The organism is Bacteroides sp. HF-4919 (assembly GCF_018860125.1).
In genome coordinates this window covers 223,480-248,134 of sequence record NZ_JAHKNF010000010.1, presented here as the reverse complement: position 1 = coordinate 248,134, position 24,655 = coordinate 223,480, and the positions used below count along the sequence as shown (strand labels likewise).

The following is a 24,655-nucleotide window of genomic DNA, read 5'->3' as shown; positions in this document are numbered from 1 at the left end:
AATACGATTTGTTTTTGGGGTTCTAATAATAAATGGTGCAAGAAATAATTTTGAATATAGAGCTTTAATAATGTCAACCCTTTTTCAAATTAATGTTGTTGCCAATTCCGGCTCTACTGGACGTATTGCTGAAGGTATTGCGGAAGCTGTAATAAATGATAAATGGACTTGCTATACAGCATATGGACGTTGGGGAAATCCAAGTAAAACATACTTGTATAAGATTGGAAATAGGTGTGCAATTTATTCTCATTATTTAATATCTAAGTTGTTTGACATGCATGGATTAGGATCTATATGCGCAACTAAACGATTGATATTAAAAATAAAGGAGATAAAGCCAGATCTAATACATTTACATAATATTCATGGTTATTATTTAAATTATCCACTATTGTTTGATTTTTTATCAAAATCTGATATTCCTGTTGTTTGGACATTACACGACTGTTGGGCATATACTGGACATTGCGCTTATTATTCTAATATTGACTGTAACAAATGGGAACAAGGGTGTTATGCTTGCCCTAATCTTCAAGACTATCCCGCTTCATTATTTTATGACCACTCTAGAAAAAACTATCAGCTCAAAAAACAAAGTTTTACTTCTCTCGAAAATTTAACTATTGTCACTGTTTCACGGTGGCTGGCAAATGAAGTAGAGCATTCTTTCCTTGCTAAATATCCTGTAAGAGTTATTTATAATGGAGTTGATACGGATGTATTTCGTCCTGTAGGTGTTGGAGCAAAATTAAAATATAATATAGAAAATAAATTCCTGATATTGGGAGTAGCAACAGTTTGGAATGCTCGTAAAGGTTTATCTGATTTTATTAAGCTTGCAAAATATCTTTCATCTGATGATAGAATAATACTGGTAGGCTTGGATCAGAAACAAATTTCTAAATTACCTTCTAATATAATCGGACTTAAGAAAACAGAAAATATAAGCGAGTTGGTAGAACTGTACTCATCTGCTGATTTATTTGTGAATTTTTCAATGGAAGAGACCTTTGGGTTGACTACGGCTGAAAGTATGGCTTGCGGAACACCTGCATTGGTTTATGATTCGACAGCCTGTCCTGAAATAGTGACAGAAAAAACGGGATTTGTAATTGCCCCTCATAATATTGATAGAGCTTTAAAAGCTATACAGCAGTTAAAATTGGTGGGAAAACAGTATTATGGAAATAATTGCCGTTCATATATCTTGGAAAATTTTAGAAAAGAAGATAAATATAAAGAATATGCTGCTCTTTATCAGGAGCTTTTGTAGTTAATGAAAATTTCTCTTATAACTGTTACTTTCAATAGTGACAGGACTCTTTGTGATACTATTCAGTCTGTTATTTCACAACATTTTACTAACATTGAGTATATAATAGTAGATGGTTCATCTCAGGATAATACTATTGAAATTATAAAAAAGTATGAGCCTCTATTTCAAGGTCGGCTAAAATGGATCAGTGAAAAGGATAATGGACTTTATGATGCCATGAATAAAGGTATCCACATGGCTACTGGGGATATTGTCGGTATAATTAATTCAGATGATTTTTATCACAGGAATGATGTCATAACTAAAGTGGTAGAGGCTTTTGATAATACAGATACACAAGTCGTTTATGGGGATGTGCGTTTTGTGAACCCTAAAAATTTGGATAAAACAGTGCGTTATTATTCTTCTAAGAACTTTGCCCCACATTTGTTCCGGTATGGTTTTATGCCTGCGCATCCGACTTTCTTTACTTATCGAAAGTATTTTGAGGAGTTTGGCTATTATAAAACAGATTATAAGATAGCTGCTGATTATGAGCTTCTTATCCGCTTCTTGTATGTACGTCAATTGAAAAGTAAATATTTACCATTTGATTTTATGAAAATGCGTACGGGAGGCACCAGTACAGCATCTGTAAAAAGTAATATTTTACTGAATAAGGAGATTGTCAGGGCATGTAGGGAGAATGGAATTTGGACTTGTTTGCCACTTTTATGTTTAAAATATGCTGTGAAGGTTTTTGAACTGTTATTGATAAAAGAATGAATATACTGATTACAGGAATCCATGGATTTATAGGTTCTAATTTTATCAGGGCCTTGAGAGATAAACATACATTATATGGACTTGATATTATCTTTCCTTGTAGAGATGGAGTGAGCCAAACATTTTCTTGGCGAGATATCGAACCCACATCTTTTCCTTTTCAAACTCTTCCCCAGTTTGATGCAATCATTCATCTTGCCGGAAAGGCTCATGATACGAAAAACCAATCAGTTGCTCAGTCTTATTTTGATATTAATACCGGCCTGACTCAAAAGATATTTGATTTCTTTTTGGAGTCTTCTGCGAAGAAATTCATATTTTTTAGTTCAGTAAAAGCTGCGGCTGATAGTGTAGTGGGAGATATGCTTACTGAGGATGTGATTCCGGCTCCTGTTGGGCCTTATGGAGAGAGTAAGATCAAGGCTGAAGAATATATAAAGGAGCATTTAGAATACTCAACAACAGAGAAACAGGTGTATATTCTTCGTCCCTGCATGATTCACGGACCGGGAAATAAAGGGAATCTGAATTTATTATATAATGTAGTGAAAAAAGGAATCCCTTGGCCTCTTGGCGATTTTGATAATCGTCGTTCGTTTACTTCAATCGATAACCTTTGTTATGTGATTGAGGGGCTTTTGAATCAGGATGTACCTACGGGTATTTATCACATGGGGGATGATGAAGCTTTGTCAACAAATGAATTGATTGCCATCATGTGCGAGGCAATGGAAAAACAACCTCGTATCTGGAAGATGAATAAGCGTTTTATGGAAGCTTGTGCCGGATTGGGCACTTTACTCCACTTGCCTTTGAATACCGAAAGGCTTCGTAAACTGACGGAGAATTATGTGGTAAGTAATGCTAAGATCAAAGCAGCTTTAGGTATTGATAAATTACCTGTCACTGCTAAAGAAGGATTAATGAAGACCATTCGTTCATTTGAAGAAACTAAATAACTTATGTATTATCTGCTAATCTTAGTTCTGCTATTTTTGGCAGAACTTTTTTATTTCCGTATTGCTGATAAATGTAATATTATTGACAGGCCAAACGAGCGGAGTTCACATACCCGTATTACTCTGAGAGGTGGAGGAATCATTTTCTATTTGGGTGCATTGACTTTTTTCCTGACGAATCAGTTTGAATACCCTTGGTTTATACTGGCTTTGACCTTGATCACTTTTATCAGTTTTGTAGATGATATCCGTTCTACTTCACAGGGTTTGCGTTTAGTCTTCCATTTTACGGCAATGGCCCTGATGTTCTATCAATGGGGATTGTTCAGTTTACCTTGGTGGACGTTGCTTGTCGCTCTGATCGTCTGTACGGGGATTATCAATGCCTATAACTTTATGGATGGCATTAACGGCATTACCGGCGGGTATTCATTGGTTATCCTGGTTTCTTTGGCATATGTAAATGCGGAAGTGATCTCCTTCACAGAACAGAATTTTATTTATACGATGATTTGTTCTGTGTTGGTGTTTGATTTCTTTAATTTCCGTAAGAGAGCGAAATGCTTCGCCGGTGATGTGGGTTCGGTTAGTATAGCTTTTGTAGTCCTGTTCCTGATTGGGAGTTTGATTCTTCAAACGAAAGATTTCAGCTGGCTTGTATTGCTTGTTGTGTACGGGGTGGATAGTGTGTTGACGATCGTACACCGGTTGTTACTACATGAAAATATTGGTTTGCCTCACCGGAAACATTTGTATCAGATTATGGCTAATGAATTGAAGATTTCTCATGTAACTGTATCATTGACTTATATGTTCGTGCAAGCCATGGTTGTGGTAGGATATCTGGTATTACGAGAGCATGGATATTATTATTTATTAGGGATTATCTTACTGTTGGGTATGTTATATCTTCTATTTATGAAGAGATTTTTCTATTTACATAAATCTAATTAATCAGTTATGAAAAATATAACAGAAAATGATTTTTAATATGCAGTAGATTGGTTGGAATTGGAGAGGCTATCAGTGGTGTTTTTGTTAATTGAGATTCTGTTTTGGGGAACTATTCTTTTCTATCTTTGTTTTTAAAGAAAAACGTATAGAACACAATTTCCTCAATATCTATGTTGACATTTACCGATAACTTTGAGAATGATAAAGAGTTGATACTCCGTGATCATTTGGCACTTGAAAGAACAAAGTTGGCCAATGAAAGAACCTTGTTTGCATATATCCGCATGGCACTTTATCTCCTGACTGTAGGAGTAGGGATCTTTCAAGTTGAAAGTATCTCACGTCTGCATGGGCTGGCGTGGGTGTGTATTATGGCCGGGATCATTTTATTCTTTTTAGGCTTTGTCCGCTTCGGGCAGATGAGAAAGCATCTGAAACAGTATACGAAAACATGTCGTGAGGCTGAGAGTAAGTCATTGCAGGAGAAGTAATCCCTGTTCTCAATCATCCAATCCGATTGGTTTGTTTTCGTGTATTTCTATGGTTTTGGTGGCTACCGCATATTCATCGGGAAAAATCTTACCACCCATTTCGTTTGCCCATGCTTTGGTGAACTCTGCGCCTGTATATATGATGATGGAAGAATAATAAATCCACGTAACGAAAACGACCATGAATGCTGCTGCTCCGTAAACGGTTCCTACGTTTGCAATCCCTATATAAAATGAGATTCCCCATTGACCTACCAGTAGCAGTAATGTGGTCACAATCGCTCCAATAAAAACATCTCTGCTTTTTATTTTGGCATCGGGCAATATTTTGAAAATCAATGTGAAAATGATGGCCGTTACACCTATATTTATAATGATTCCTACTACCTGAACCAATGACCCGGCTATTTCGGGATAATTAACCATAAACTTTTTACTCAATTCTCCGATGATGCTGGTGATGGTAAATGTAACCAGAAGGATGAAAGCAAATACAAGTATTATGGAAAAAGAGAGTATTCTGTTTTTGATAAACTTGAGCCAGCTTTTTTTAGGAACAGCTTTTATTCCCCAAATTGTGTTCAATGAACTTTGTATCTCTGCAAAGATGGTGGTAGCACCGAAAATAGAAATGCCTAAGCTGACAATGGCAGCAGATCTGGAAGAATCTGTATGTTCTGCATTTTCTATAATGGAGCGAAGTGCTCCGGTAATTTCCGGTCCTACAATGGGCTGTAACTGGACATAAAGCTGGTTGGCCAAATCCATATGGAAAAAGACTCCGACAGTGACCAGGAGAGAAAGAAAAGGGATAATTGAAAACAATGTCGCATAAGCCAATGAAGCGCTCAGCCTCATAACGCTGTCGTCTATAAATCCCCAAACTGTATCTTTTATTATTTTGAACAGTAGGGGTAAACTAAGCTTTTTCTTTCTCTCCGAATGAATTTCCATTTTAATTTTTCTTTATCCAAACGGCAATATTACGGGCATTAACAGAGAATTTTCCGTTTCCTTTCTCATCTAAAGTGACCTCTTCGGGAATGCTTCCGGTGATTTCATGCCATACTTCACCTTTATGTTCCTCACCCGGCTTCATCATTTTGCTACCGGCTTCATCATTTGACATTAAGAAGACCAGACCGGAGCCAGTATGTTCTTTATCTCCCATACGGATGAAACCAATGGTAGAAGGATGGTCGAAATATTCGATCTGATCACCGTAGGCATATTTTCGCCTTGCATTCAGTAAAATATCAATGATCGGGGCATGGGGAGACTTTTCGCCTTTTACACCATAATAGTCTCCATAGAACAGGCAGGGATAACCGTTTTTCATCAATAATATCAAACCATAGGCCAGTGGCTTGAACCAGTCCTCTATTTGTGATTCTAACGAACTGCCCAATTGTGAATCGTGATTGTCGACAAAGGTGACTGCTAAATCGCAATGATGTTCGACCAATGTGCCCTTCAAGATATTCTGCAAATCATAATTTTTGCCTTCTTGTGAAGCCTGAAACATATTGTAATGTAACGGAACATCAAATAAGTTGACTTTATGGCCCACAGATTCTATGTATGCATCGAGTGTTTTCAGATCTCCGTTCCAGTATTCACCTACAGCGTAAAAGTTGTTTCCTCTTTCACTCCTTACCGCATCCAGAAATTGTGCGATGAACTTATCCTTCATGTGCTTGATGGCATCCAAACGCATTCCGTCAAGGTTCAGTTCTTTGGAAACCCATTTTCCCCAGCGATTCAGTTCGGCAATTACTTCCGGATGATCCAGGTCGATGTCGTTACATAACAGGAAATCATAGTTTCCATTTTCGCTATCTACACCCTCGCTCCATGCTTTGCCTTCTCCTTGTATCTGGAAGATGCCGCTCCGCTTTTTGGCATCGTCAAAACCGGTTCCGGAGAAATGATACCAATGCCATTTGAAATCAGAATATTTATCCTTACGTCCATGGAAACTATATCCGGTCCAGCTTTGTATCTCGAATGGCTTTCCCAATCCTTGGGTTCTGTCATGGGGATCGACTTCTACAACCATAAATTTTTCAGTGAAATCACCTCCGGCTTTATGGTTGAGTACTACATCCAGGTATACTGAAATATGGTTTTTATGTAACTCGTCGATCGCTTCTTTCAATTCATCTTTTGTGCCATACTTCGTTCTTACGGTTCCTTTTTGTTCGAACTCGCCAAGATCATACAAGTCATAGGTTGCATAACCTTCATCTTGTTGCTCGTCGGCTTTATAAGCAGGCGGAATCCAAACTGCTGTCACACCGATTTTATGTAGATGTGATGCGTCTTCTTTTAATTGTTTCCACAACTTTCCATCGTTAGGCAGATTCCATTCAAAATACTGCATCATTACGCCATTTTCCATCATCTTAATGCATTTAATTATCAGCAAATAACAAAAAAAAGCGGCATAAGGTTCCTTTGTATTTGCCAAAAAGCACTTTTGGCTATTTTGCTTTAAAAAGCTATCTGATGTTGATGGTGGCGTGATTATGACTTTCTGTGGCTAAGCTTGTGTACTGGTGGCGTTATTTATTTCCGTCATATCCCCATTTCACGTAGACGGCTCCCCAGGCAAATCCGGCTCCGAAAGCGGTAAAGATCAAATTATCACCTTTTTTGAGCTTATCTTCGAAATCCCATATACATAATGGAAGTGTGCCGGCACTGGTGTTGCCATAGCGTTCGATATTGATCATGACTTTTTCTAATGGCATATCCAGGCGTTGGGCGACAGCATTGATAATGCGCTGATTGGCTTGGTGGGGAATAACCCAGTCGATTTGGTCTTTCGTTAGCTGATTTCTTTCGATAATCGATTCACAAGCATCTGACATATTGGCTACAGCATATTTGAATACTGTACGGCCTTCCTGATAGAGATAGTGCATGTGATTGTCTATCGTAAAATAAGAAGGAGAACATACGGAGCCGCCGGCTTTCATATGTAAAAAAGGGAGTCCTTTGCCGTCTGTTCTTAAAACAGAATCTATAATGCCTAAATGATCCGTAGTAGGTTCCAGTAAAAAAGCTGCTGCACCATCACCAAAAATAGGACAGGTGGCGCGATCGGTGTAATCTATCACCGATGACATCTTATCGGCACCAACTATGATGACCTTTTTGTATCTTCCCGAACGGATAAAGTTGGCTCCGGTCTCCAGAGCATATAAGAAACCACTGCATACTGCCTGCATATCAAAGGCGAATGCATTTTTTAATCCCACTCTTTCACACAGAATGGAAGCTGTTGAAGGAAGCCGATAATCGGGAGTGGTTGTAGCGACAATTACCAGATCGATGTCATCCGGATGGCTTTTTGTACGTTGCATCAATTGCTTCACAGCCTTACGTGCCATGTATGAAGTGCCAAGACCTTCTTCATTCAGAATACGTCTTTCCTTGATGCCGATACGCCCCATGATCCATTCATCGGTGGTATCTACAATTCTGGATATCTCATCATTAGTCAGGATGTAATCGGGTACATATCCTCCAACTCCTGTAATTACTGCATTGATTTGTTTCATTAACTTTGTCTAAATAAGTAAGTTCTTAAGTGGGGGAAGTATAAAATGACTCCGAAAACTTACGACTTTTCGGAATTGCATCTAAAATACCGGGCGCAAATATACAGAAAAGAAAGACTTATTCTATATTTTGTAATCTAAATGCATTGATTTTCGTAGTGAGATTAGGATAAGTTATAATACTGAAAATAGAATTAGGGAAATGATAGAGAAAAGGAGAGGTGTTTTTTGTTTAAAAAGGAAGAAATAATCTATTCTGATTTATACAATAAAAAACTCCTGCAATCATATGACTGCAGGAGTTTGTCAATATAGAATGGCTTAAATTACTTTGCCAAAGCCTGAGCTACGTCAACTGCACAAGCTACTGTACATCCTACCATCGGGTTGTTACCAATTCCCAGGAATCCCATCATTTCTACGTGAGCAGGAACTGAGGATGAACCGGCGAACTGAGCGTCTGAGTGCATACGACCCATAGTATCTGTCATACCGTATGAAGCAGGACCAGCAGCCATGTTGTCCGGGTGAAGAGTACGACCTGTACCACCACCTGAAGCTACTGAGAAGTATGGCTTACCGGCCAATACACGTTCTTTCTTGTAAGTACCTGCAACCGGGTGCTGGAAACGAGTCGGGTTAGTAGAGTTACCTGTGATAGATACGTCCACGCCTTCTTTCCACATGATGGCTACACCTTCACGTACATCATCTGCACCATAGCATTTTACTTTTGCACGAGGACCGTCAGAGTAAGCAATTTCACGTACTACTTTCAGTTCGCCTGTGAAATAGTCAAACTGTGTCTGAACATAAGTAAAGCCGTTGATACGAGAGATGATCTGAGCAGCGTCTTTTCCAAGACCGTTCAAGATACAACGCAGAGGTTCTTTACGTACTTTGTCTGCTTTTGCAGCGATTTTGATAGCACCTTCGGCAGCAGCGAAAGATTCGTGACCTGCCAGGAAAGCGAAACATTTAGTTTCTTCACGCAACAACATAGCAGCCAGGTTACCATGACCGATACCAACCTTACGGTCGTCGGCTACAGAACCCGGGATACAGAATGCCTGCAGACCGATGCCGATAGCTTCGGCAGCGTCAGCTGCATTTTTGCAACCTTTCTTGATAGCGATAGCAGCACCTACTACGTAAGCCCACTTAGCATTTTCAAAACAGATCGGTTGAGTTTCTTCACACGTTTTATAAGGATCAACTCCAGCAGCTTCGCAGATAGCGTTAGCTTCTTCGATGTCTTTGATACCGTTAGCGTTCAAGGCTTCGATGATGCCTTTGATACGGCGGTCCTGACTTTCAAATTTTACTTCTCTAATCATAATTTCTTTTCCTCCTTATATTATTCGTGACGTGGATCAATGTGTTTAACAGCTCCCTGTTCTGCAGTGAAGCGTCCGTAAGTACCGGTAACCTTCTTCAATGCTTCATTCGCATCAGTACCCTTCTTGATTTCGTCCATGAATTTACCCATGTGGACGAATTCGTATCCGCAGATTTCATCGTTTTTGTCAAGAGCAATTGTCTTGATGTAACCTTCTGCCATTTCAAGGTAACGAGGACCTTTAGCCAAAGTACCGTACAATGTACCTACCTGGCTACGCAGACCTTTACCCAAGTCTTCCAGACCTGCACCGATGATCAGACCACCTTCTGAGAAAGCTGACTGAGTACGTCCGTAAACGATCTGCAGGAAGAGTTCGCGCATAGCAGTGTTGATGGCATCACAAACTAAGTCTGTGTTCAATGCTTCGAGGATAGTTTTTCCCGGGAGGATTTCAGCAGCCATAGCAGCTGAGTGAGTCATACCTGAACAGCCGATAGTTTCAACCAGAGCTTCCTGGATGATACCTTCTTTTACGTTCAGAGTCAGCTTACATGCACCCTGCTGAGGAGCACACCAACCCACACCGTGTGTCAGACCTGAAATATCAACAATTTCTTTTGATTTTACCCATTTTCCTTCTTCGGGTATGGGAGCCGGTCCATGGTTAGGACCCTTCTTTACAACACACATGTGTTCCACTTCGTGTGAATAAGTCATAATTAGCTCTTTTTTTTAGTGATATAATTAAAAATACGTAGTCACGATTCTCAAATCGCTCACAAAGGTAGTCGTTTTATTTGTTTTTGCAAATCGGGTTTTATTACTTTTTTATGAAAAGGAAAAATAGAAATTTCAGTTTCGTTAGATTGTAATGTGGAGATGACATTTTAGATAATCTTTATTTTGTTGAACTATTACTCTGATTCTTTGTTTCTTTTGAGAAAAATTGATTGGTTATGAATTTGAATGAAGTAGATATACATTATTTAATAGCAGCCATTTGTGTGATAACCTCTGCATTGGTGTTTTACACAATAGGAGTGTGGGGAGAGCGGTTGCAGAAGAAACTGAAATTTTGGCATCTGGTCTTTTTCTTATTGGGGCTGTTGGCTGATTCTGTGGGAACAGCTTTAATGGAGAATATTGCCCGACTCACACATTTGCATGATGAAATACATACTGTGACCGGCATTATCGCTATCTTGTTGATGTTTGTTCACGCTATGTGGGCTATCTGGACGTATGTAAAAGGGAGTGAAAAGGCTAAAGAACATTTCAATCGTTTCAGTATTGTGGTGTGGTGCATTTGGTTGATACCCTACTGTATAGGCGTATATCTTGGTATGTCGTTGCATCATTGAAAATAACCTTATTTGAGAAAGTAATAAAGCTTCATCTCAGCCGCTAAGATGAAGAATTATCCCGTAAGAGAACCATTGAAGAACTCAGGGGATTATCCCAAAGCAATTGGGGAATTTTTAATTATGGGCTTTAAAAATAGGACAGTTTCTAAAAAACTCTTCAAAAAGCCTTTCTGAACCATATATTTCCGTATTTTTGTTTCCTGATATTTATAAATATAGAATTTACCTTATTATATATAGTGGAAATGATAGAAGTTACGGATGCCTCCTTGCAACAAGCTGCGGGTGAGGGAATGGATGAATTTATCCAGGTGTTTACAGATAAGTATAAAGAAGTGATTGGCGGGGAGCTTACTGCCGAAACAATGCCACTGTTGACAGGAGAGCAGCACTCTTTGTTGGCCTATCAGATTTTTCGGGATGAAGTCATGTTTGGTGGCTTTTGTCAATTGATTCAGAATGGGTATGGAGGTTATATCTTTGATAATCCTTTTGCGAAAGTGATGCGTTTGTGGGGAGCCGAGGATTTTTCGAAGTTGGTTTATAAAGCTAAGAAGATTTATGATGCGCACCGTGTCGATCTGGAAAAAGAGCGTACCGAGGATGAGTTTATGGCGATGTACGAGCAATATGAGGCCTTTGATGATCTTGAAGAAGAATATCTGGATATTGAGGAGGAGGTTACAGCACTGGTAGCAAGCTATGTAGACGATCATTTGGAGTTGTTTGCAAAAATAGTTAAGTGATGGATGCAGTATTTTTTAAGTCTCTGCATTTACTTATTGTGAATTAGAATTTATATCTTTGCAAACTCTAAAAAATAGATTTATGAAACAATTGAAATTAATGGTGTTGGCCTTAACCCTGTTGATGGGTACTATGTTTACTTCATGTATGGATTCCGGAGAAAACGGTCCTCAGCAGTGGGCTGGTGTGGTGAAAGTTAATGATAGAATGGGTTATGTTACGTTTACAGATGCCGCCGGTACGGAACTTATCCCCACTAACACAGTTCCTGTTACTTTGAGTGCAAGAATGGCCTATATTTATTGTCAGGTTGATGAAGGTCAGGACCTCTCGACAAATCCTAAACAGATTAAGGTTACGCTTTTAGCAGATGCGACTGGAATTGATGCTCCTGCAGTTACTACTACGGCTGTCGGTGGTTCGGGAGATGTGACTACTAATGCACCAATTGGTTCATTGAGTTTTGCATCAGGATATTCAACGGTAGCCCCATTCCAGTTTAGTGAAAATACAATTGTATTGCCGGTACTTTACCGTGTGAAAAATGTAAGTACTCCGGAAGATATTAAGAATGAACTCGCTAAACATTCTTTTACTCTGGTTTGTTATACAGATGATATTACTTCAGGTGCTACAGAACTGAAACTCCATTTGCGTTATGCTGTTAATGATGAAACTACTGCTATAGTAGAACGTGCGACACGTACTTCCAGCTTTAAAGCTTATGATATCACTGAATTTTTGAGAGAATATAAGCAGAAGAGTGGACAAGATAAACCAGCCAAAATTATTGTGGTGGCACAGCAGAATGAATACAACAATAAGTTGGACGATACTTCCACTACAGAGAAGGCGTATGAAATAGAATATAAAACCGCTAAATAATTTGAATTACAAAGCATTATTTCAAATAGCAATGTCATTGATTTCCTCTCCGGCCAAGGCCTGGGAGGAAATTCGTTTAGAGGATAGACGGGCAGTTCTTACTGTTTTTGTCTATCCTATGATTGGTTTATGCGGTTTATCCGTATTCATTGGTGCTTTGTGGACCAATGGATGGGGAGGACCGCAAAGTTTCCAATTGGCCATGACGCAGTGTTGTGCAGTGGCGGTAGCTTTGTTCGGAGGCTATTTTCTGGCAGCTTATGCCATCAATCAGATGGGGATAAAAATGTTTGGCATGTCCAATGATATCCCTTTGGCACAGCAGTTTGCAGGCTATGCATTAGTTGTCACCTTTTTGTTGCATATAGTGACCGGATTGCTTCCGGATTTCAGTATTATCGGTTGGTTGCTCCAGTTTTATATCGTTTATGTGGTATGGGAAGGAGCAAGAGTCGTGATGCTGGTGGAAGAAAAGAATCGGTTGCGTTACACCATTTTCTCGTCGATTTTGTTAATACTATGTCCGGCGGTAATACAAGTTGTGTTCAACAAGCTAACAGCTATATTAAATTAAGAAAATAAAATGAAACTGGCTCCTATAAATATAAAGAATAAACGTGCTACTTTCGACTATGAGTTGATTGATACTTATACAGCAGGTATTGTGCTGACAGGAACGGAGATTAAGTCCATCCGTTTGGGAAAAGCAAGTCTTGTAGATACGTTTTGTTATTTTGCGAAAGGTGAATTGTGGGTGAAGAACATGCACATTGCCGAATATTTTTATGGTTCGTATAATAACCATGCGGCCCGACGTGACCGTAAATTGTTATTGAGCAAAAAGGAGCTGAATAAGTTGGAACGAGGGACGAAAGACGCCGGATTTACCATTGTCCCGGTTCGTTTGTTTATTAATGAAAGAGGCCTGGCCAAAGTAGTTGTGGCTTTGGCAAAAGGTAAAAAGCAATATGACAAGCGGGAGGCTTTGAAAGAAAAAGACGACCGCCGCGATATGGACAGAATGTTTAAACGATGATAGGTTTGTACCTTTAGCAATGAAAAGAACTATTCAACAGCTGGTACCTGAACGTATCCTTATATTGGATGGCGCTATGGGTACTATGATTCAGCAATATAATCTTAGAGAAGAGGATTTCCGCAGTGAGCGCTTTGCGCATATTCCCGGTCAACTGAAAGGGAATAATGATTTACTTTGTCTCACGCGCCCTGACGTGGTTCAGGATATACACCGTAAATATCTGGAAGCCGGTGCCGATATCATTGAGACGAATACATTTAGTTCCACCACAATTTCTATGGCCGATTATCATGTACAGGAGTATGTGCGTGAAATCAATCAGACGGCCGTGAAGCTGGCACGAGAAGTTGCCGATGAATATACGGCACTCAATCCCGATAAACCTCGTTTTGTGGCCGGTTCGGTTGGTCCTACCAATAAAACATGTTCCATGTCTCCGGATGTGAATAATCCGGCCTATCGTGCCGTGACTTATGATGAAATGGCCGATGCTTATCAACAGCAAATGGAAGCGATGCTTGAAAGTGGGGTAGATGCTTTGTTGATAGAAACTATTTTTGATACGCTGAATGCAAAAGCCGCTATTCTGGCAGCGGAGCGTGCTATGCAGGCAACCGGGCTTAAAGTACCGGTTATGTTGTCGGTGACGGTTTCTGATACAGGGGGGCGTACCCTTTCCGGTCAGACACTGGAAGCTTTTCTGGCTTCGGTACAACATGCCGATATTTTTTCTGTCGGTCTGAACTGTTCATTTGGTGCAAAGCAACTGAAGCCGTTTTTGGAGCAACTGGCCGCGCGTGCTCCTTACTATATCAGTGCATATCCGAATGCAGGTTTGCCTAACAGTCTGGGAAAATATGACCAGACCCCGGCGGATATGGCACATGAAGTAGAAGAATATATCCATGAAGGTTTGATTAATATCATCGGCGGATGCTGTGGTACTACCGATGCTTATATTGCCGAATATCCCGCGTTGATTGCCGGTGCCAAACCGCATGTTCCGGCTCGTAAGCCGGATTGTATGTGGCTTTCGGGATTGGAGCTGCTGGAAGTAAAGCCTGAAATTAACTTTGTCAACGTTGGTGAACGTTGCAATGTAGCGGGTTCCCGTAAGTTCCTCCGTCTTATAAATGAAAAGAAATACGATGAAGCATTGTCTATAGCCCGGCAGCAGGTGGAAGACGGGGCGCTGATTATCGATGTCAATATGGATGACGGACTGCTGGATGCGAAAGAAGAGATGACAACTTTCCTGAATCTGGTGGCTTCGGAACCTGAAATAGCTCGTGTCCCTGTGATGATCGATTCTTCAAAATGGGAGGTTATCGAGGCCGGCTTGAAGTGTCTCCAGGGAAAATCAATTGTGAATTCCATTTCGTTGAAAGAAGGAGAGGAAAAATTCCTTGAACATGCTCAAACAGTTCGTCAGTATGGTGCGGCTGTAGTAGTGATGGCTTTTGACGAAAAAGGACAGGCTGATACGGCTGCCCGTAAAATAGAAGTTTGTGAACGTGCTTATCGTTTACTTGTAGATAAGATTGGGTTTAACCCGCACGATATCATTTTCGATCCGAACGTGCTGGCTGTAGCAACAGGTATTGAGGAACATAATAATTATGCGGTAGACTTTATAGAAGCAACTGCCTGGATTAAAAAGAATCTTCCCGGAGCACATATCAGCGGAGGAGTAAGTAACTTATCATTCTCATTCCGTGGAAATAATTATATTCGTGAAGCCATGCATGCCGTATTCCTTTATCATGCCATTCAGAAAGGTATGGATATGGGGATTGTAAATCCTGGTACTTCTGTGCTGTATACGGATATTCCGGCGGATGTGCTTGAGAGAATAGAGGATGTGGTATTGAACCGGCGTCCTGATGCTGCCGAACGATTGATTGAACTGGCTGATAAATTGAAGGAGGCTTCGGCAGGTAATGCTGCGGCAGGACAACCGGTGAAGCATGATGCCTGGCGGGACGGTACGGTAGAAGAACGGTTGCAATATGCTTTGGTAAAGGGGATCGGAGATTTTCTGGAAGAAGATCTTGCAGAAGCCTTGCCTCAATATGATAAGGCGGTAGATGTGATTGAGGGACCGTTGATGGATGGAATGAATCATGTAGGCGAGTTGTTCGGTGAAGGTAAAATGTTCCTTCCGCAAGTGGTGAAAACAGCCCGTACGATGAAGAAAGCCGTTGCAATCTTACAACCGGTCATAGAGTCGGAAAAGGTGGAAGGAACCTCTTCTGCCGGAAAGGTTCTGTTGGCTACAGTGAAGGGAGATGTGCATGATATCGGTAAAAATATTGTTTCGGTTGTGATGGCTTGTAACGGTTATGATATCATTGACCTGGGAGTGATGGTGCCGGCTGAATCGATTGTTCAAAAAGCCATAGAGGAAAAGGTAGATATGATAGGCCTTAGTGGATTGATTACTCCTTCGTTGGAGGAGATGGTGCATGTGGCTATGGAGTTGGAGAAAGCCGGACTGGATATTCCATTATTAATAGGTGGAGCAACCACATCCAAACTACATACTGCACTGAAAATTGCTCCGGTATATCATGCACCGGTGGTTCATCTGAAAGATGCTTCACAGAATGCCGGTGTCGCTGCCCGGTTGATGAGTCCGAAATTGAAAGAAGAACTGGCGCAGGAGCTGTCTGGTGAATATCAGGTACTCCGTGATAAGAGCGGTCTGATGAAGCGGGAAACTGTTTCATTGAAAGAAGCTCAAGAAAACAGGTTGAAACTATTTTGATAAAAAAGAATCTATGGGAACAAAGAAAGTGATTTATGCATGGGCGATTGGATTGCTTTGGATGATTTCATTCACTGCTTGTTCATCTTCTTCCCCAAAAGAAGCCCCGTCAACATCCAATGCTGCTTTGGATAATATTTTTGCGCGTAAGAGTGTACGTGCTTATCTGGATAAGGAAGTAGAGAAAGAGAAAATAGACTTGATGTTACGTGCCGGTATGGCTGCTCCGTCAGGAAAAGACCTTCGTCCCTGGGAGTTTGTGCTGGTCACTGATCGGGTTGCTCTCGATTCTATGGCTTCTGCATTGCCTTATGCAAAGATGTTGACTCAGGCTCGTTATGCCATTGTTGTATGTGGTGATGTAGCCCGTTCTTCTTATTGGTATCTGGATTGTTCGGCTGCTGCGCAGAATATTCTGTTAGCTGCTGAGGCTCAGGGATTGGGTGCAGTATGGACAGCTGCTTATCCTTATGAAGACCGCATCCGGGGTGTCCGCAAGTATACGGAGCTTCCGGGAAACATAGTGCCCTTATGTGTGATTCCTTTCGGGTATCCGGCTGCTCTGCAGGAACCTAAGCAGAAATACGATGAGAAGAAAGTTCATTACGAGAAATATTAAACCGTAAATTGATTTTTCTGAAAGCTGCCCTGATAAAAAGAGGCGGCTTTTTTATTTTTGTTCCTTTTCTTTTTTTATAAATTCTGCCTTTTGTTTTTCCATTTCAATAAATTCCTTACATTTGCACCAATATTAATCGAAATCTAATACAAGAATGTTTGGAATAAGCGACTATCTTATCATTTTGCCATATCTGCTTTCGGTAGTATGTGTGCTTTTTGCTGCCTGGTTTGGTCTTAAATATTGGAATAAAGACGACGAAAAAGATAAAACACGATGAATACATTTACACTTGGACTGATTGTGATAGCTTATCTGCTATCATTGGCTTATCTTGGTTTTTTAGGTTATAAAAAGACAACTTCCGCCAGTGATTATCTGGTAGGGGGGCGACAGATGAATCCATTTGTCATGGCACTTTCTTATGGTGCTACTTTCATATCTGCTTCTGCCATTGTCGGTTTTGGTGGGGTGGCTGCTGCCTTCGGTATGGGTATTCAGTGGCTTTGTTTTCTGAATATGTTTATCGGGGTGGTGATTGCGTTTATCTTTTTCGGCCTCCGGACACGCAGGATGGGAGCCAGACTGAATGTCAGTACATTTCCACAATTGTTGGGCAGGCATTATCGTTCACGGGGGATACAGGTGTTTGTGGCCGCAGTTATTTTTCTTGGAATGCCTTTGTATGCGGCAGTGGTAATGAAGGGAGGAGCAGTTTTTATCGAACAGATTTTTCAGATTGATTTTAATGTCTCGCTTTTGATATTCACCCTGGTGATAGCAGCCTATGTGATAGCTGGAGGTATGAAGGGGGTGATGTATACGGATGCTTTGCAGGCGGTTATTATGTTTGGCTGTATGCTGTTCTTGCTTTTTTCATTGTATCGGGTACTGGATATGGGCTTTACGGAAGCTAATCAGGCGCTGACAGATATTGCTCCTTTGGTTCCGGAGAAATTCAAAGCGTTAGGACATCAAGGATGGACTGCCATGCCTGTTACCGGTTCACCTCAATGGTATACATTGGTCACTTCTTTGATTCTGGGAGTTGGGATCGGTTGTCTTGCTCAACCTCAACTGGTGGTTCGTTTTATGACTGTAGAGAGTAGTAAACAACTGAACCGGGGAGTCTTTATCGGATGTTTTTTCCTGATTATCACCGTAGGTGCTATTTATCATGCAGGGGCACTAAGTAATCTTTTCTTTCTTAAAACCGAAGGTGTAGTGGCTACAGAAGCAGTCAAAGATATGGATAAAATTATTCCATACTTTATAAATAAAGCAATGCCGGACTGGTTTGCCGCACTTTTCATGCTTTGCATTCTTTCTGCCAGTATGTCTACACTGAGTTCACAGTTCCATACGATGGGTGCCTCGGTCGGTTCTGATATTTATGGTACTTACAAGCCTCGTTCACGTGGCAAACTGACTAATGTAATTCGTCTGGGAGTGCTGTTCTCAATATTAGTTAGTTATATCATCTGTTACATGTTGCCCAATGATATTATTGCCCGTGGAACTTCTATTTTTATGGGTATCTGTGCAGCAGCTTTCCTTCCCGCATATTTTTGTGCCTTATATTGGAAACGCGCTACCCGGCAGGGAGTGATGGCAAGCCTTTGGATAGGAACTATAGGAAGCTTATTTGCTTTAGCCTTTCTTCATCAGAAAGAAGCGGCAGCTATGGGGGTATGCAGATGGCTTTTCGGTAAGGATGTGTTGATTGAAACCTATCCTTTTCCGATGATAGATCCTATATTGTTTGCATTACCATTGTCAGTGGCAGCTGTTATCATTATAAGTTTGCTGACAGGAAAAGGAAAAAAATAAAAATGCGTTGTCAAGAGTCTGCAATTTTTTTGATTGCAGACTTTAGAAGCATTTCAGCTTTTTATTTTTTTCTTGTACGATTCGTACCTCGAATTGATATCTCTCACAAAATTATATGTTTCTATTCCACGAAAATATCCGTTTTTACACACCGGATCGGTGAAGTACTCTTCATTGCTTTTCAGTAGGATGTAATTTTCTACATTATCGGTCCATACCGTTTTATTTTTGCCATATTTATCTGCCAGTGCAATAGCGTCAAAAATATGTCCCAATCCGGCATTATATGAAGCGAGGATAAATTTAATCCGCTCCTGTTTATCTGGAACCATACTCAGACTACGGTCTGTGGCTGCAATATATTTTACGGCAGCTTTGATACTTTCTTCCGGATTTTGCTCTTTTCCCGGTGGGACTCCCATTGCACGTGCGGTAGCGGGCATTAATTGCATCAATCCCTTTGCTCCTGCCCATGATACGGCAGTTGTATCGAAGTTGGATTCTGTATAAGCTAAAGATGCCAGCAGGCGCCAGTCCCAGCCTATCTCTTTGGCGTATTTTTTGAATAAGTTATCGTAGTGAGAGATTTTGCCTTCTTTTAAAGACAAGATGGGAGAGTGGGGCATTGCTTTGCTGATTTCGAAATATCTTTTCATACTGGCTGTATACGCAGGTGAGGTCATATTTTCTTTATGCCATTTGTTTGCTGCTTCTGCCAGTTGCGGGCAATCTTTACGCACTGCCCATGCAGCCCGTTGGTCAAAACTGATAGAAAGGCCGGTATTCAGATTGGGATAATAAGTAGCATTCAGTTTGGCTACATCATTATCCGCAACTGTATAGGGGATTTTACCTTGTGCAACCTGAGTTATCAGGTCTTCAGCGGTAATGCTGTCATTAGTTACTTTATGAATATGAATACCTCCGCCAAGCTCTTTATCCAGATTGACCAACCGCTCGTAATATTTGCCAGGTTTCACGTATATATCTTTGCCGATCAATTCGGTTACATCCTTCAGTGGTTTTATTTTTCCGGTGTTTCGTTGAACAATCACCTGGTGGGTGATCACTTCTTCACCGCAATAAATCAGACTGTCTTTTAATTCTTTGGTAATTGGAATATTATATGCGATAAGATCTCCTTCACCATTCAGCAATTTCCGGATTAATTCCGGTACATTCTTGGCAACCTCTATGCGTAATTTTACGCCTAAATTTTTAGCGAATTGTTCACTGAGCTCATACTGGAAACCCATGTCTTGCCCACGGTAAATGAAATAAGATGTTGAACTGTAAAGAGTGAGAACGACGAGTTCGCCACTATCTTTGATTTGCTCCAGATCGTGTGCCGAGGTATCTTCTGTAACGATTACCTGCTTATTACGGCAGGACAGTATACAGAAGAGCAGGAAAAAGAGAGAGTAAACTACGAGGTGCCGTTTCATGACTAACCGATGTGTTTTTTGATGTACATGGTCAATATATCGATAGCTACTTGATTGCTTCCCCCTTCAGGGACAATCAGGTCGGCATAACGCTTACAAGGTTCGATGAACTGCAAATGCATGGGTTTCAGGACGCGTGTGTATCGTTCCATTACAGCTTCTGCCGTACGGCCCCGTTCCACTACATCACGTTGGATGACGCGTATCAGCCGTTCATCAGGATCGGCATCGACGAATATTTTCAGGTCCATCATATTACGCAGTTTTTTGTCGCATAGGGCCAGTATACCTTCGATAATGACAACTTCACGTGGCTCAATATGTATCGTTTCGGGCTGACGGGTACAGGTCAGATAGGAATAGGTGGGCTGCTCAATGCACTTGCCTTCTCTCAGCATGGAAACATGTTTAGACAAAAGGCTCCACTCAAAAGCGTCCGGATGATCAAAATTGATGTTCTGCCGTTCCTCCACCGGCACATGACTGCTGTCTTTATAGTATGAATCCTGTGGCAGTAATACTACTTCGCCAGCCGGCAGACTCTCAATGATTTTCCGTACGACGGTGGTCTTTCCTGAGCCTGTTCCGCCTGCTATTCCTATTATTAACATCCTTTTATAGTGTATATTTGAAACAAATAGAGTAATTTTGCAATTGTAAAAAACAACTTCGGCTGACAAATATAAAAACAAATAATTAAAATAACAACGTAATGGTAAAACACATTGTATTATTTAAGTTAAGAGACGATGTTTCTGTAGAAAAGAAACTCGTTGTGATGAATAGTTTTAAAGAAGCTATCGAAGCATTGCCTGCTAAAATCTCTGTGATCCGTAAGATTGAGGTCGGGCTGAATATGAATCCGGGGGAAACCTGGAATATTGCGTTGTATAGTGAATTTGATAATCTGGATGATGTAAAGTTCTACGCTACCCATCCCGAACATGTGGCTGCCGGTAAAATTCTGGCGGAAACGAAAGAGAGCCGGGCGTGTGTAGATTATGAATTTTAGTTATAAAAAATGATAGCTATTTAAGATTTGCCGAAAACTCAAACCTGGAAATTTCGATAGCTGTTATATTTTTAGAAACATCATAAAAAATTAAAGAATGAAGAAATTATCCTCTTTTCTGCTTTTACTGCTGGTTGTGTTTACGACACAGGCGCAGATACAAGAGCCTGTAAAGTTTAAAACAGAGCTGAAAACCCTATCGGGTGCTGAAGCCGAAATCGTTTTTACTGGTACGATTGAAGCCGGTTGGCATGTATATTCTACCGATCTGGGTGATGGTGGTCCTATTTCTGCTACTTTTAATGTGGATAAGATATCAGGTGCCGAAGTGGTTGGTAAATTGACCCCGAGGGGAAAAGAAGTTTCGAGCTTTGATAAGCTATTCGAAATGAAGGTGCGTTATTTTGAAAAGACAGCCCAGTTCGTACAAAAGATAAAGTTTACCGGCAATGATTATTCAATTGAAGGTTATATGGAGTATGGAGCTTGTAACGATGAAAACTGTTTACCTCCTACACAAGTCCCTTTCAAGCTTTCGGGTAAGGCGGCTGTAACTGCTGCAACTTCGGTAAAAGAGACTCCTGCAGCATCGGTTGAAGAGCCTGTCGCATCAGTTTCTGATAGTATTATAGAACCGGCAGCTACTGCTGTTACTCCTGCTGTAGGCAGCATTGATTTATGGAAGCCGGTTATTAATGATTTGAAGAAGTTCGGAGAAGCAAATTCTCAGGAAGATATGTCTTGGATCTATATCTTTATTACAGGATTCCTGGGAGGTTTGCTGGCCTTGTTTACTCCTTGTGTATGGCCTATCATACCGATGACGGTAAGCTTCTTTTTAAAAAGGAGCAAAGATAAAAAGAAAGGTATCCGTGATGCATGGACTTATGGTGCATCTATCGTTGTGATCTATGTGGCATTGGGACTTGCCATTACTTTGATATTTGGTGCCAGTGCGCTAAATGCTCTTTCCACCAATGCGGTCTTCAATATTCTGTTCTGTCTGATGTTGATCGTATTTGCCGCCTCTTTCTTTGGAGCTTTCGAACTGACACTTCCTGCAAAATGGAGTACGGCTGTAGATAGTAAAGCAGAAGCTACCAGCGGATTACTGAGTATTTTCTTGATGGCATTTACATTATCGCTTGTATCTTTCTCTTGTACAGGCCCTATTATCGGATTCCTGTTAGTACAGGTTTCTACTACCGGCAGCGTAGTTGCTCCTGCGATTGGTATGCTCGGTTTTGCCATTGCGCTGGCTCTGCCGTTCACTTTATTCGCCTTATTCCCGTCTTGGCTGAAATCAATGCCTAAGTCAGGAGGCTGGATGAATGTGATTAAAGTAACATTGGGCTTTTTGGAATTGGCTTTTGCTCTAAAATTCCTGTCTGTTGCCGATTTGGCATATGGATGGAGAATTCTGGATCGTGAAACTTTCCTTGCTTTGTGGATTGTGATTTTTGCTTTGCTTGGTTTTTATCTGTTAGGCAAGATCAAGTTTCCACACGATGACGATGATACGAAAGTGAGCGTTCCTCGTTTTTTCATGGCACTGATCTCTTTGGCTTTTGCCATTTATATGATTCCGGGCCTGTGGGGAGCACCTTTGAAGGCTGTCAGTGCGTTTGCACCACCTATGAAGACTCAGGACTTTAATCTTTATACCAATGAGGTACATGCTAAGTTCGACGATTATGACTTGGGTATGGAATATGCCCGCCAGCATAACAAACCGGTGATGCTCGATTTTACAGGATATGGTTGTGTGAACTGTCGTAAGATGGAGCTTGCCGTATGGACTGATCCGAAGGTAAGTAGCATTATCAATAATGATTATGTATTGATTACCCTTTATGTTGATAACAAGACTCCACTTACTGAACCGGTGAAGATTACAGAGAATGGAACAGAACGTACTCTGCGTACGGTAGGTGATAAATGGAGTTATCTGCAGCGTGTGAAATTTGGTGCCAATGCCCAGCCTTTTTATGTTTTGATTGATAATGAAGGTAAGCCGCTGAACAAGTCATATGCTTATGATGAAGATATATCCAAGTATATAGACTTCTTGCAGACCGGACTTGAGAACTACCGGAAAGAAAAATAAATAGTGTGTTCAATAAATGAAAAGAAAGGCTGCCTTCGCATAAAGCGGGGCAGCCTTTCTTATGTTTTATTATTGCTTTATCGCATTGGTACTTCCATTAACAATAAAGTTGCTTCCTGGATTACCTCCACTTTAAAGTTCTTCGTATCCCAGAGTCCGATACCGTCACGCTTTGATAACAGATTATCTGCAACCTTCACATCCCCTTCGATGATGAAGATATAAACTCCGTTGCCTTCTTGGTGCAATTTGTATTCAAAGCTTTTTCCGGCATCAAATGTTCCCATGGAAAACCAGGCATCTTGTTTGATGGAAGCAGGTACCTTACCGTCAGGCGAGATAATCAAGATCGGTTCGTTTCTTTTCAGTAAGGGGCGGATATCGTAGTTGTTATATTCCGGTTCTGTATTCTCGATTCTCGGAAATATCCATATTTGTAGGAATTCTAACTGTTCTTTATCGCTGCCATTATATTCGCTGTGAAAGATACCTTTACCCGTACTCATTACTTGGATATCGCCGGGAGTGATGGTTTGGGTGTTTTTTACACTGTCACCATGTCTCAGATAACCTTTCAAGGGAATAGAAATCACTTCCATATTCTGGTGAGGATGTGTATCAAATCCCATTGATGGAGCTACACTGTCATCATTCAGCACTCTCAATGCGCCAAAATGCATTCTCGATGGGTTGTAATAGTTTGCAAAGCTAAATGTATGGTAGGTTTTAAGCCAGCCATGATTGAAATAACCTCTGGAGGAGGCTTTGTCTACTACTGTTTTCATATTTTTCCTTTCTTCAATAGAATATTCGTATAACAAATGAATGATAGATAAAGTTCTGGTAGCGAGAATTGTGCATTTTACAAAAAGATTTATATCTTTGAGCGATTTAAAATAGGAAAGTATGAAAAAGATTATTAATCCTTGGAAGGGAATGGAAGGATATAATTGCTTTGGTTGTGCTCCCAACAATGAAGCCGGTGTGAAAATGGAATTTTATGAAGAGGATGATGAAGTGATAAGTATCTGGCGTCCGCGTCCCGAATACCAAGGATGGATTGATACGTTGCATGGAGGCATTCAGGCGGTACTTCTCGATGAAATCTGTGCCTGGGTGGTTCTCCGGAAGTTACAGACGACAGGAGTGACATCGAAAATGGAAACTCGCTATCGTAAGTCGATCAATACTAATGATTCGCATGTAGTACTCAAGGCACATATTAAAGAGGTGAAACGCAATATTGTACTGATAGAGGCACGTCTTTATAACAAAAATGGAGAATTGTGTACGGAAGCGATCTGCACTTATTTCACTTTTCCGAAGGAAAAAGCTAAAGAAGAGATGCACTTTTTATCATGTGGAGTAGAAGATGAAGAGATACTCCCTTTGATTTGAAAGAAAAACGGAAGTTTTTCTGATAATTGTTTGGTGATTCGGAACTAATAGTTTATTTTTGTCGCATAAAGAATGAAGATATGAAC

Annotated in this window: 25 protein-coding genes; 17 read left to right on the top strand and 8 right to left on the bottom strand. The window is 40.6% G+C overall.

The window, feature by feature from the left end; translation table 11 throughout:
- Window positions 1–70: 70 nt before the first annotated feature.
- The 5 genes from KO473_RS17745 to KO473_RS17725 all read left to right on the top strand — a co-directional run bounded on the left by KO473_RS17745 (window position 71) and on the right by KO473_RS17725 (window position 4,448).
- Window positions 71–1,276, top strand: a complete 1,206-nt coding sequence (locus KO473_RS17745) for a glycosyltransferase (RefSeq protein ID WP_005821055.1) — start codon at window positions 71–73, stop codon at window positions 1,274–1,276.
- 3 nt (window positions 1,277–1,279) lie between these two features.
- On the top strand, window positions 1,280–2,044 hold the full coding sequence (locus tag KO473_RS17740; protein ID WP_005781527.1) for a glycosyltransferase family 2 protein: 765 nt from the start codon (window positions 1,280–1,282) through the stop codon (window positions 2,042–2,044).
- The gene (locus KO473_RS17735; protein ID WP_005821053.1) at window positions 2,041–3,003 is read left to right on the top strand and encodes an NAD-dependent epimerase/dehydratase family protein; all 963 of its coding nucleotides are present in this window, start codon (window positions 2,041–2,043) and stop codon (window positions 3,001–3,003) included. The genes KO473_RS17740 and KO473_RS17735 overlap by 4 nt, the downstream gene beginning before the upstream one ends.
- Window positions 3,004–3,006: 3 nt before the next feature.
- Window positions 3,007–3,957, top strand: a complete 951-nt coding sequence (locus KO473_RS17730) for a glycosyltransferase family 4 protein (RefSeq protein ID WP_005821051.1) — start codon at window positions 3,007–3,009, stop codon at window positions 3,955–3,957.
- A 170-nt stretch (window positions 3,958–4,127) separates the two neighbouring features.
- Window positions 4,128–4,448, top strand: coding sequence for a DUF202 domain-containing protein (locus KO473_RS17725; RefSeq protein ID WP_005821050.1), 321 nt, complete (start codon window positions 4,128–4,130; stop codon window positions 4,446–4,448).
- Between the two features lie 9 nt (window positions 4,449–4,457).
- Here KO473_RS17725 and KO473_RS17720 read toward each other — a convergent pair whose 3' ends face one another.
- From KO473_RS17720 to KO473_RS17700, 5 genes are all read right to left on the bottom strand, one after another.
- Window positions 4,458–5,402 carry a YihY/virulence factor BrkB family protein gene (locus tag KO473_RS17720; RefSeq protein ID WP_005821049.1) on the bottom strand — a complete coding sequence of 315 codons (945 nt, stop codon included), beginning with the start codon at window positions 5,400–5,402 and terminating at the stop codon, window positions 4,458–4,460.
- Window position 5,403: 1 nt separating this feature from the next.
- Window positions 5,404–6,849 (bottom strand): alpha-amylase, encoded by a 1,446-nt coding sequence (locus tag KO473_RS17715; RefSeq protein ID WP_005821048.1) that lies wholly within the window; start codon window positions 6,847–6,849, stop codon window positions 5,404–5,406.
- Window positions 6,850–7,012: 163 nt separating this feature from the next.
- Window positions 7,013–8,014 carry a beta-ketoacyl-ACP synthase III gene (locus tag KO473_RS17710; protein ID WP_005807475.1) on the bottom strand — a complete coding sequence of 334 codons (1,002 nt, stop codon included), beginning with the start codon at window positions 8,012–8,014 and terminating at the stop codon, window positions 7,013–7,015.
- Between the two features lie 326 nt (window positions 8,015–8,340).
- Window positions 8,341–9,351, bottom strand: coding sequence for a GGGtGRT protein (locus tag KO473_RS17705; RefSeq protein WP_005780364.1), 1,011 nt, complete (start codon window positions 9,349–9,351; stop codon window positions 8,341–8,343).
- Between the two features lie 20 nt (window positions 9,352–9,371).
- Entirely contained in the window at window positions 9,372–10,073 is a 702-nt protein-coding gene (locus KO473_RS17700; RefSeq protein ID WP_005780363.1) for an iron-sulfur cluster assembly scaffold protein, read from the bottom strand.
- Between the two features lie 239 nt (window positions 10,074–10,312).
- Between KO473_RS17700 and KO473_RS17695 the strand changes: the two genes are divergently transcribed.
- The 9 genes from KO473_RS17695 to KO473_RS17660 all read left to right on the top strand — a co-directional run bounded on the left by KO473_RS17695 (window position 10,313) and on the right by KO473_RS17660 (window position 18,607).
- On the top strand, window positions 10,313–10,717 hold the full coding sequence (locus tag KO473_RS17695) for an HsmA family protein (RefSeq protein ID WP_005780362.1): 405 nt from the start codon (window positions 10,313–10,315) through the stop codon (window positions 10,715–10,717).
- Between the two features lie 248 nt (window positions 10,718–10,965).
- On the top strand, window positions 10,966–11,466 hold the full coding sequence (locus tag KO473_RS17690) for a DMP19 family protein (protein ID WP_005821047.1): 501 nt from the start codon (window positions 10,966–10,968) through the stop codon (window positions 11,464–11,466).
- A gap of 82 nt (window positions 11,467–11,548) precedes the next feature.
- Complete coding sequence (locus KO473_RS17685) at window positions 11,549–12,352, top strand: hypothetical protein (RefSeq protein WP_005780360.1); 804 nt, start codon at window positions 11,549–11,551, stop codon at window positions 12,350–12,352.
- A 31-nt stretch (window positions 12,353–12,383) separates the two neighbouring features.
- Window positions 12,384–12,926, top strand: a complete 543-nt coding sequence (locus tag KO473_RS17680) for a Yip1 family protein (protein WP_005780359.1) — start codon at window positions 12,384–12,386, stop codon at window positions 12,924–12,926.
- Between the two features lie 9 nt (window positions 12,927–12,935).
- Complete coding sequence (gene smpB / locus KO473_RS17675) at window positions 12,936–13,388, top strand: SsrA-binding protein (protein ID WP_005780358.1); 453 nt, start codon at window positions 12,936–12,938, stop codon at window positions 13,386–13,388.
- A 19-nt stretch (window positions 13,389–13,407) separates the two neighbouring features.
- Window positions 13,408–16,158 (top strand): methionine synthase, encoded by a 2,751-nt coding sequence (metH, locus tag KO473_RS17670; protein WP_005821045.1) that lies wholly within the window; start codon window positions 13,408–13,410, stop codon window positions 16,156–16,158.
- A gap of 13 nt (window positions 16,159–16,171) precedes the next feature.
- The gene (locus tag KO473_RS17665) at window positions 16,172–16,777 is read left to right on the top strand and encodes a nitroreductase family protein (RefSeq protein WP_122130637.1); all 606 of its coding nucleotides are present in this window, start codon (window positions 16,172–16,174) and stop codon (window positions 16,775–16,777) included.
- A 154-nt stretch (window positions 16,778–16,931) separates the two neighbouring features.
- A complete protein-coding gene (locus KO473_RS23830) occupies window positions 16,932–17,057 on the top strand; it encodes a symporter small accessory protein (protein WP_005821041.1) in 126 nt (41 codons plus the stop codon).
- Complete coding sequence (locus tag KO473_RS17660) at window positions 17,054–18,607, top strand: sodium:solute symporter (protein WP_005780348.1); 1,554 nt, start codon at window positions 17,054–17,056, stop codon at window positions 18,605–18,607. Before KO473_RS23830 ends, KO473_RS17660 begins: the two co-directional genes overlap by 4 nt.
- A gap of 53 nt (window positions 18,608–18,660) precedes the next feature.
- Here KO473_RS17660 and KO473_RS17655 read toward each other — a convergent pair whose 3' ends face one another.
- Complete coding sequence (locus KO473_RS17655; protein WP_005780346.1) at window positions 18,661–20,052, bottom strand: transglycosylase SLT domain-containing protein; 1,392 nt, start codon at window positions 20,050–20,052, stop codon at window positions 18,661–18,663.
- Between the two features lie 2 nt (window positions 20,053–20,054).
- Entirely contained in the window at window positions 20,055–20,663 is a 609-nt protein-coding gene (gene udk, locus KO473_RS17650; protein WP_005780344.1) for a uridine kinase, read from the bottom strand.
- Between the two features lie 101 nt (window positions 20,664–20,764).
- Between udk and KO473_RS17645 the strand changes: the two genes are divergently transcribed.
- Together KO473_RS17645 and KO473_RS17640 are read left to right on the top strand one after the other, a co-directional pair.
- Window positions 20,765–21,064 (top strand): Dabb family protein, encoded by a 300-nt coding sequence (locus tag KO473_RS17645; RefSeq protein ID WP_005780342.1) that lies wholly within the window; start codon window positions 20,765–20,767, stop codon window positions 21,062–21,064.
- Between the two features lie 97 nt (window positions 21,065–21,161).
- A complete protein-coding gene (locus KO473_RS17640) occupies window positions 21,162–23,171 on the top strand; it encodes a protein-disulfide reductase DsbD (RefSeq protein WP_005821038.1) in 2,010 nt (669 codons plus the stop codon).
- 77 nt (window positions 23,172–23,248) lie between these two features.
- Here the strand turns inward: KO473_RS17640 and KO473_RS17635 are convergent, their stop codons facing one another.
- On the bottom strand, window positions 23,249–23,956 hold the full coding sequence (locus KO473_RS17635; RefSeq protein ID WP_005821036.1) for a pirin family protein: 708 nt from the start codon (window positions 23,954–23,956) through the stop codon (window positions 23,249–23,251).
- A gap of 121 nt (window positions 23,957–24,077) precedes the next feature.
- Here KO473_RS17635 and KO473_RS17630 point away from each other — a divergent pair, with 121 nt between their 5' ends.
- Window positions 24,078–24,569 (top strand): PaaI family thioesterase, encoded by a 492-nt coding sequence (locus tag KO473_RS17630; protein WP_005780335.1) that lies wholly within the window; start codon window positions 24,078–24,080, stop codon window positions 24,567–24,569.
- The last annotated feature ends 86 nt before the right edge of the window (window positions 24,570–24,655 follow it).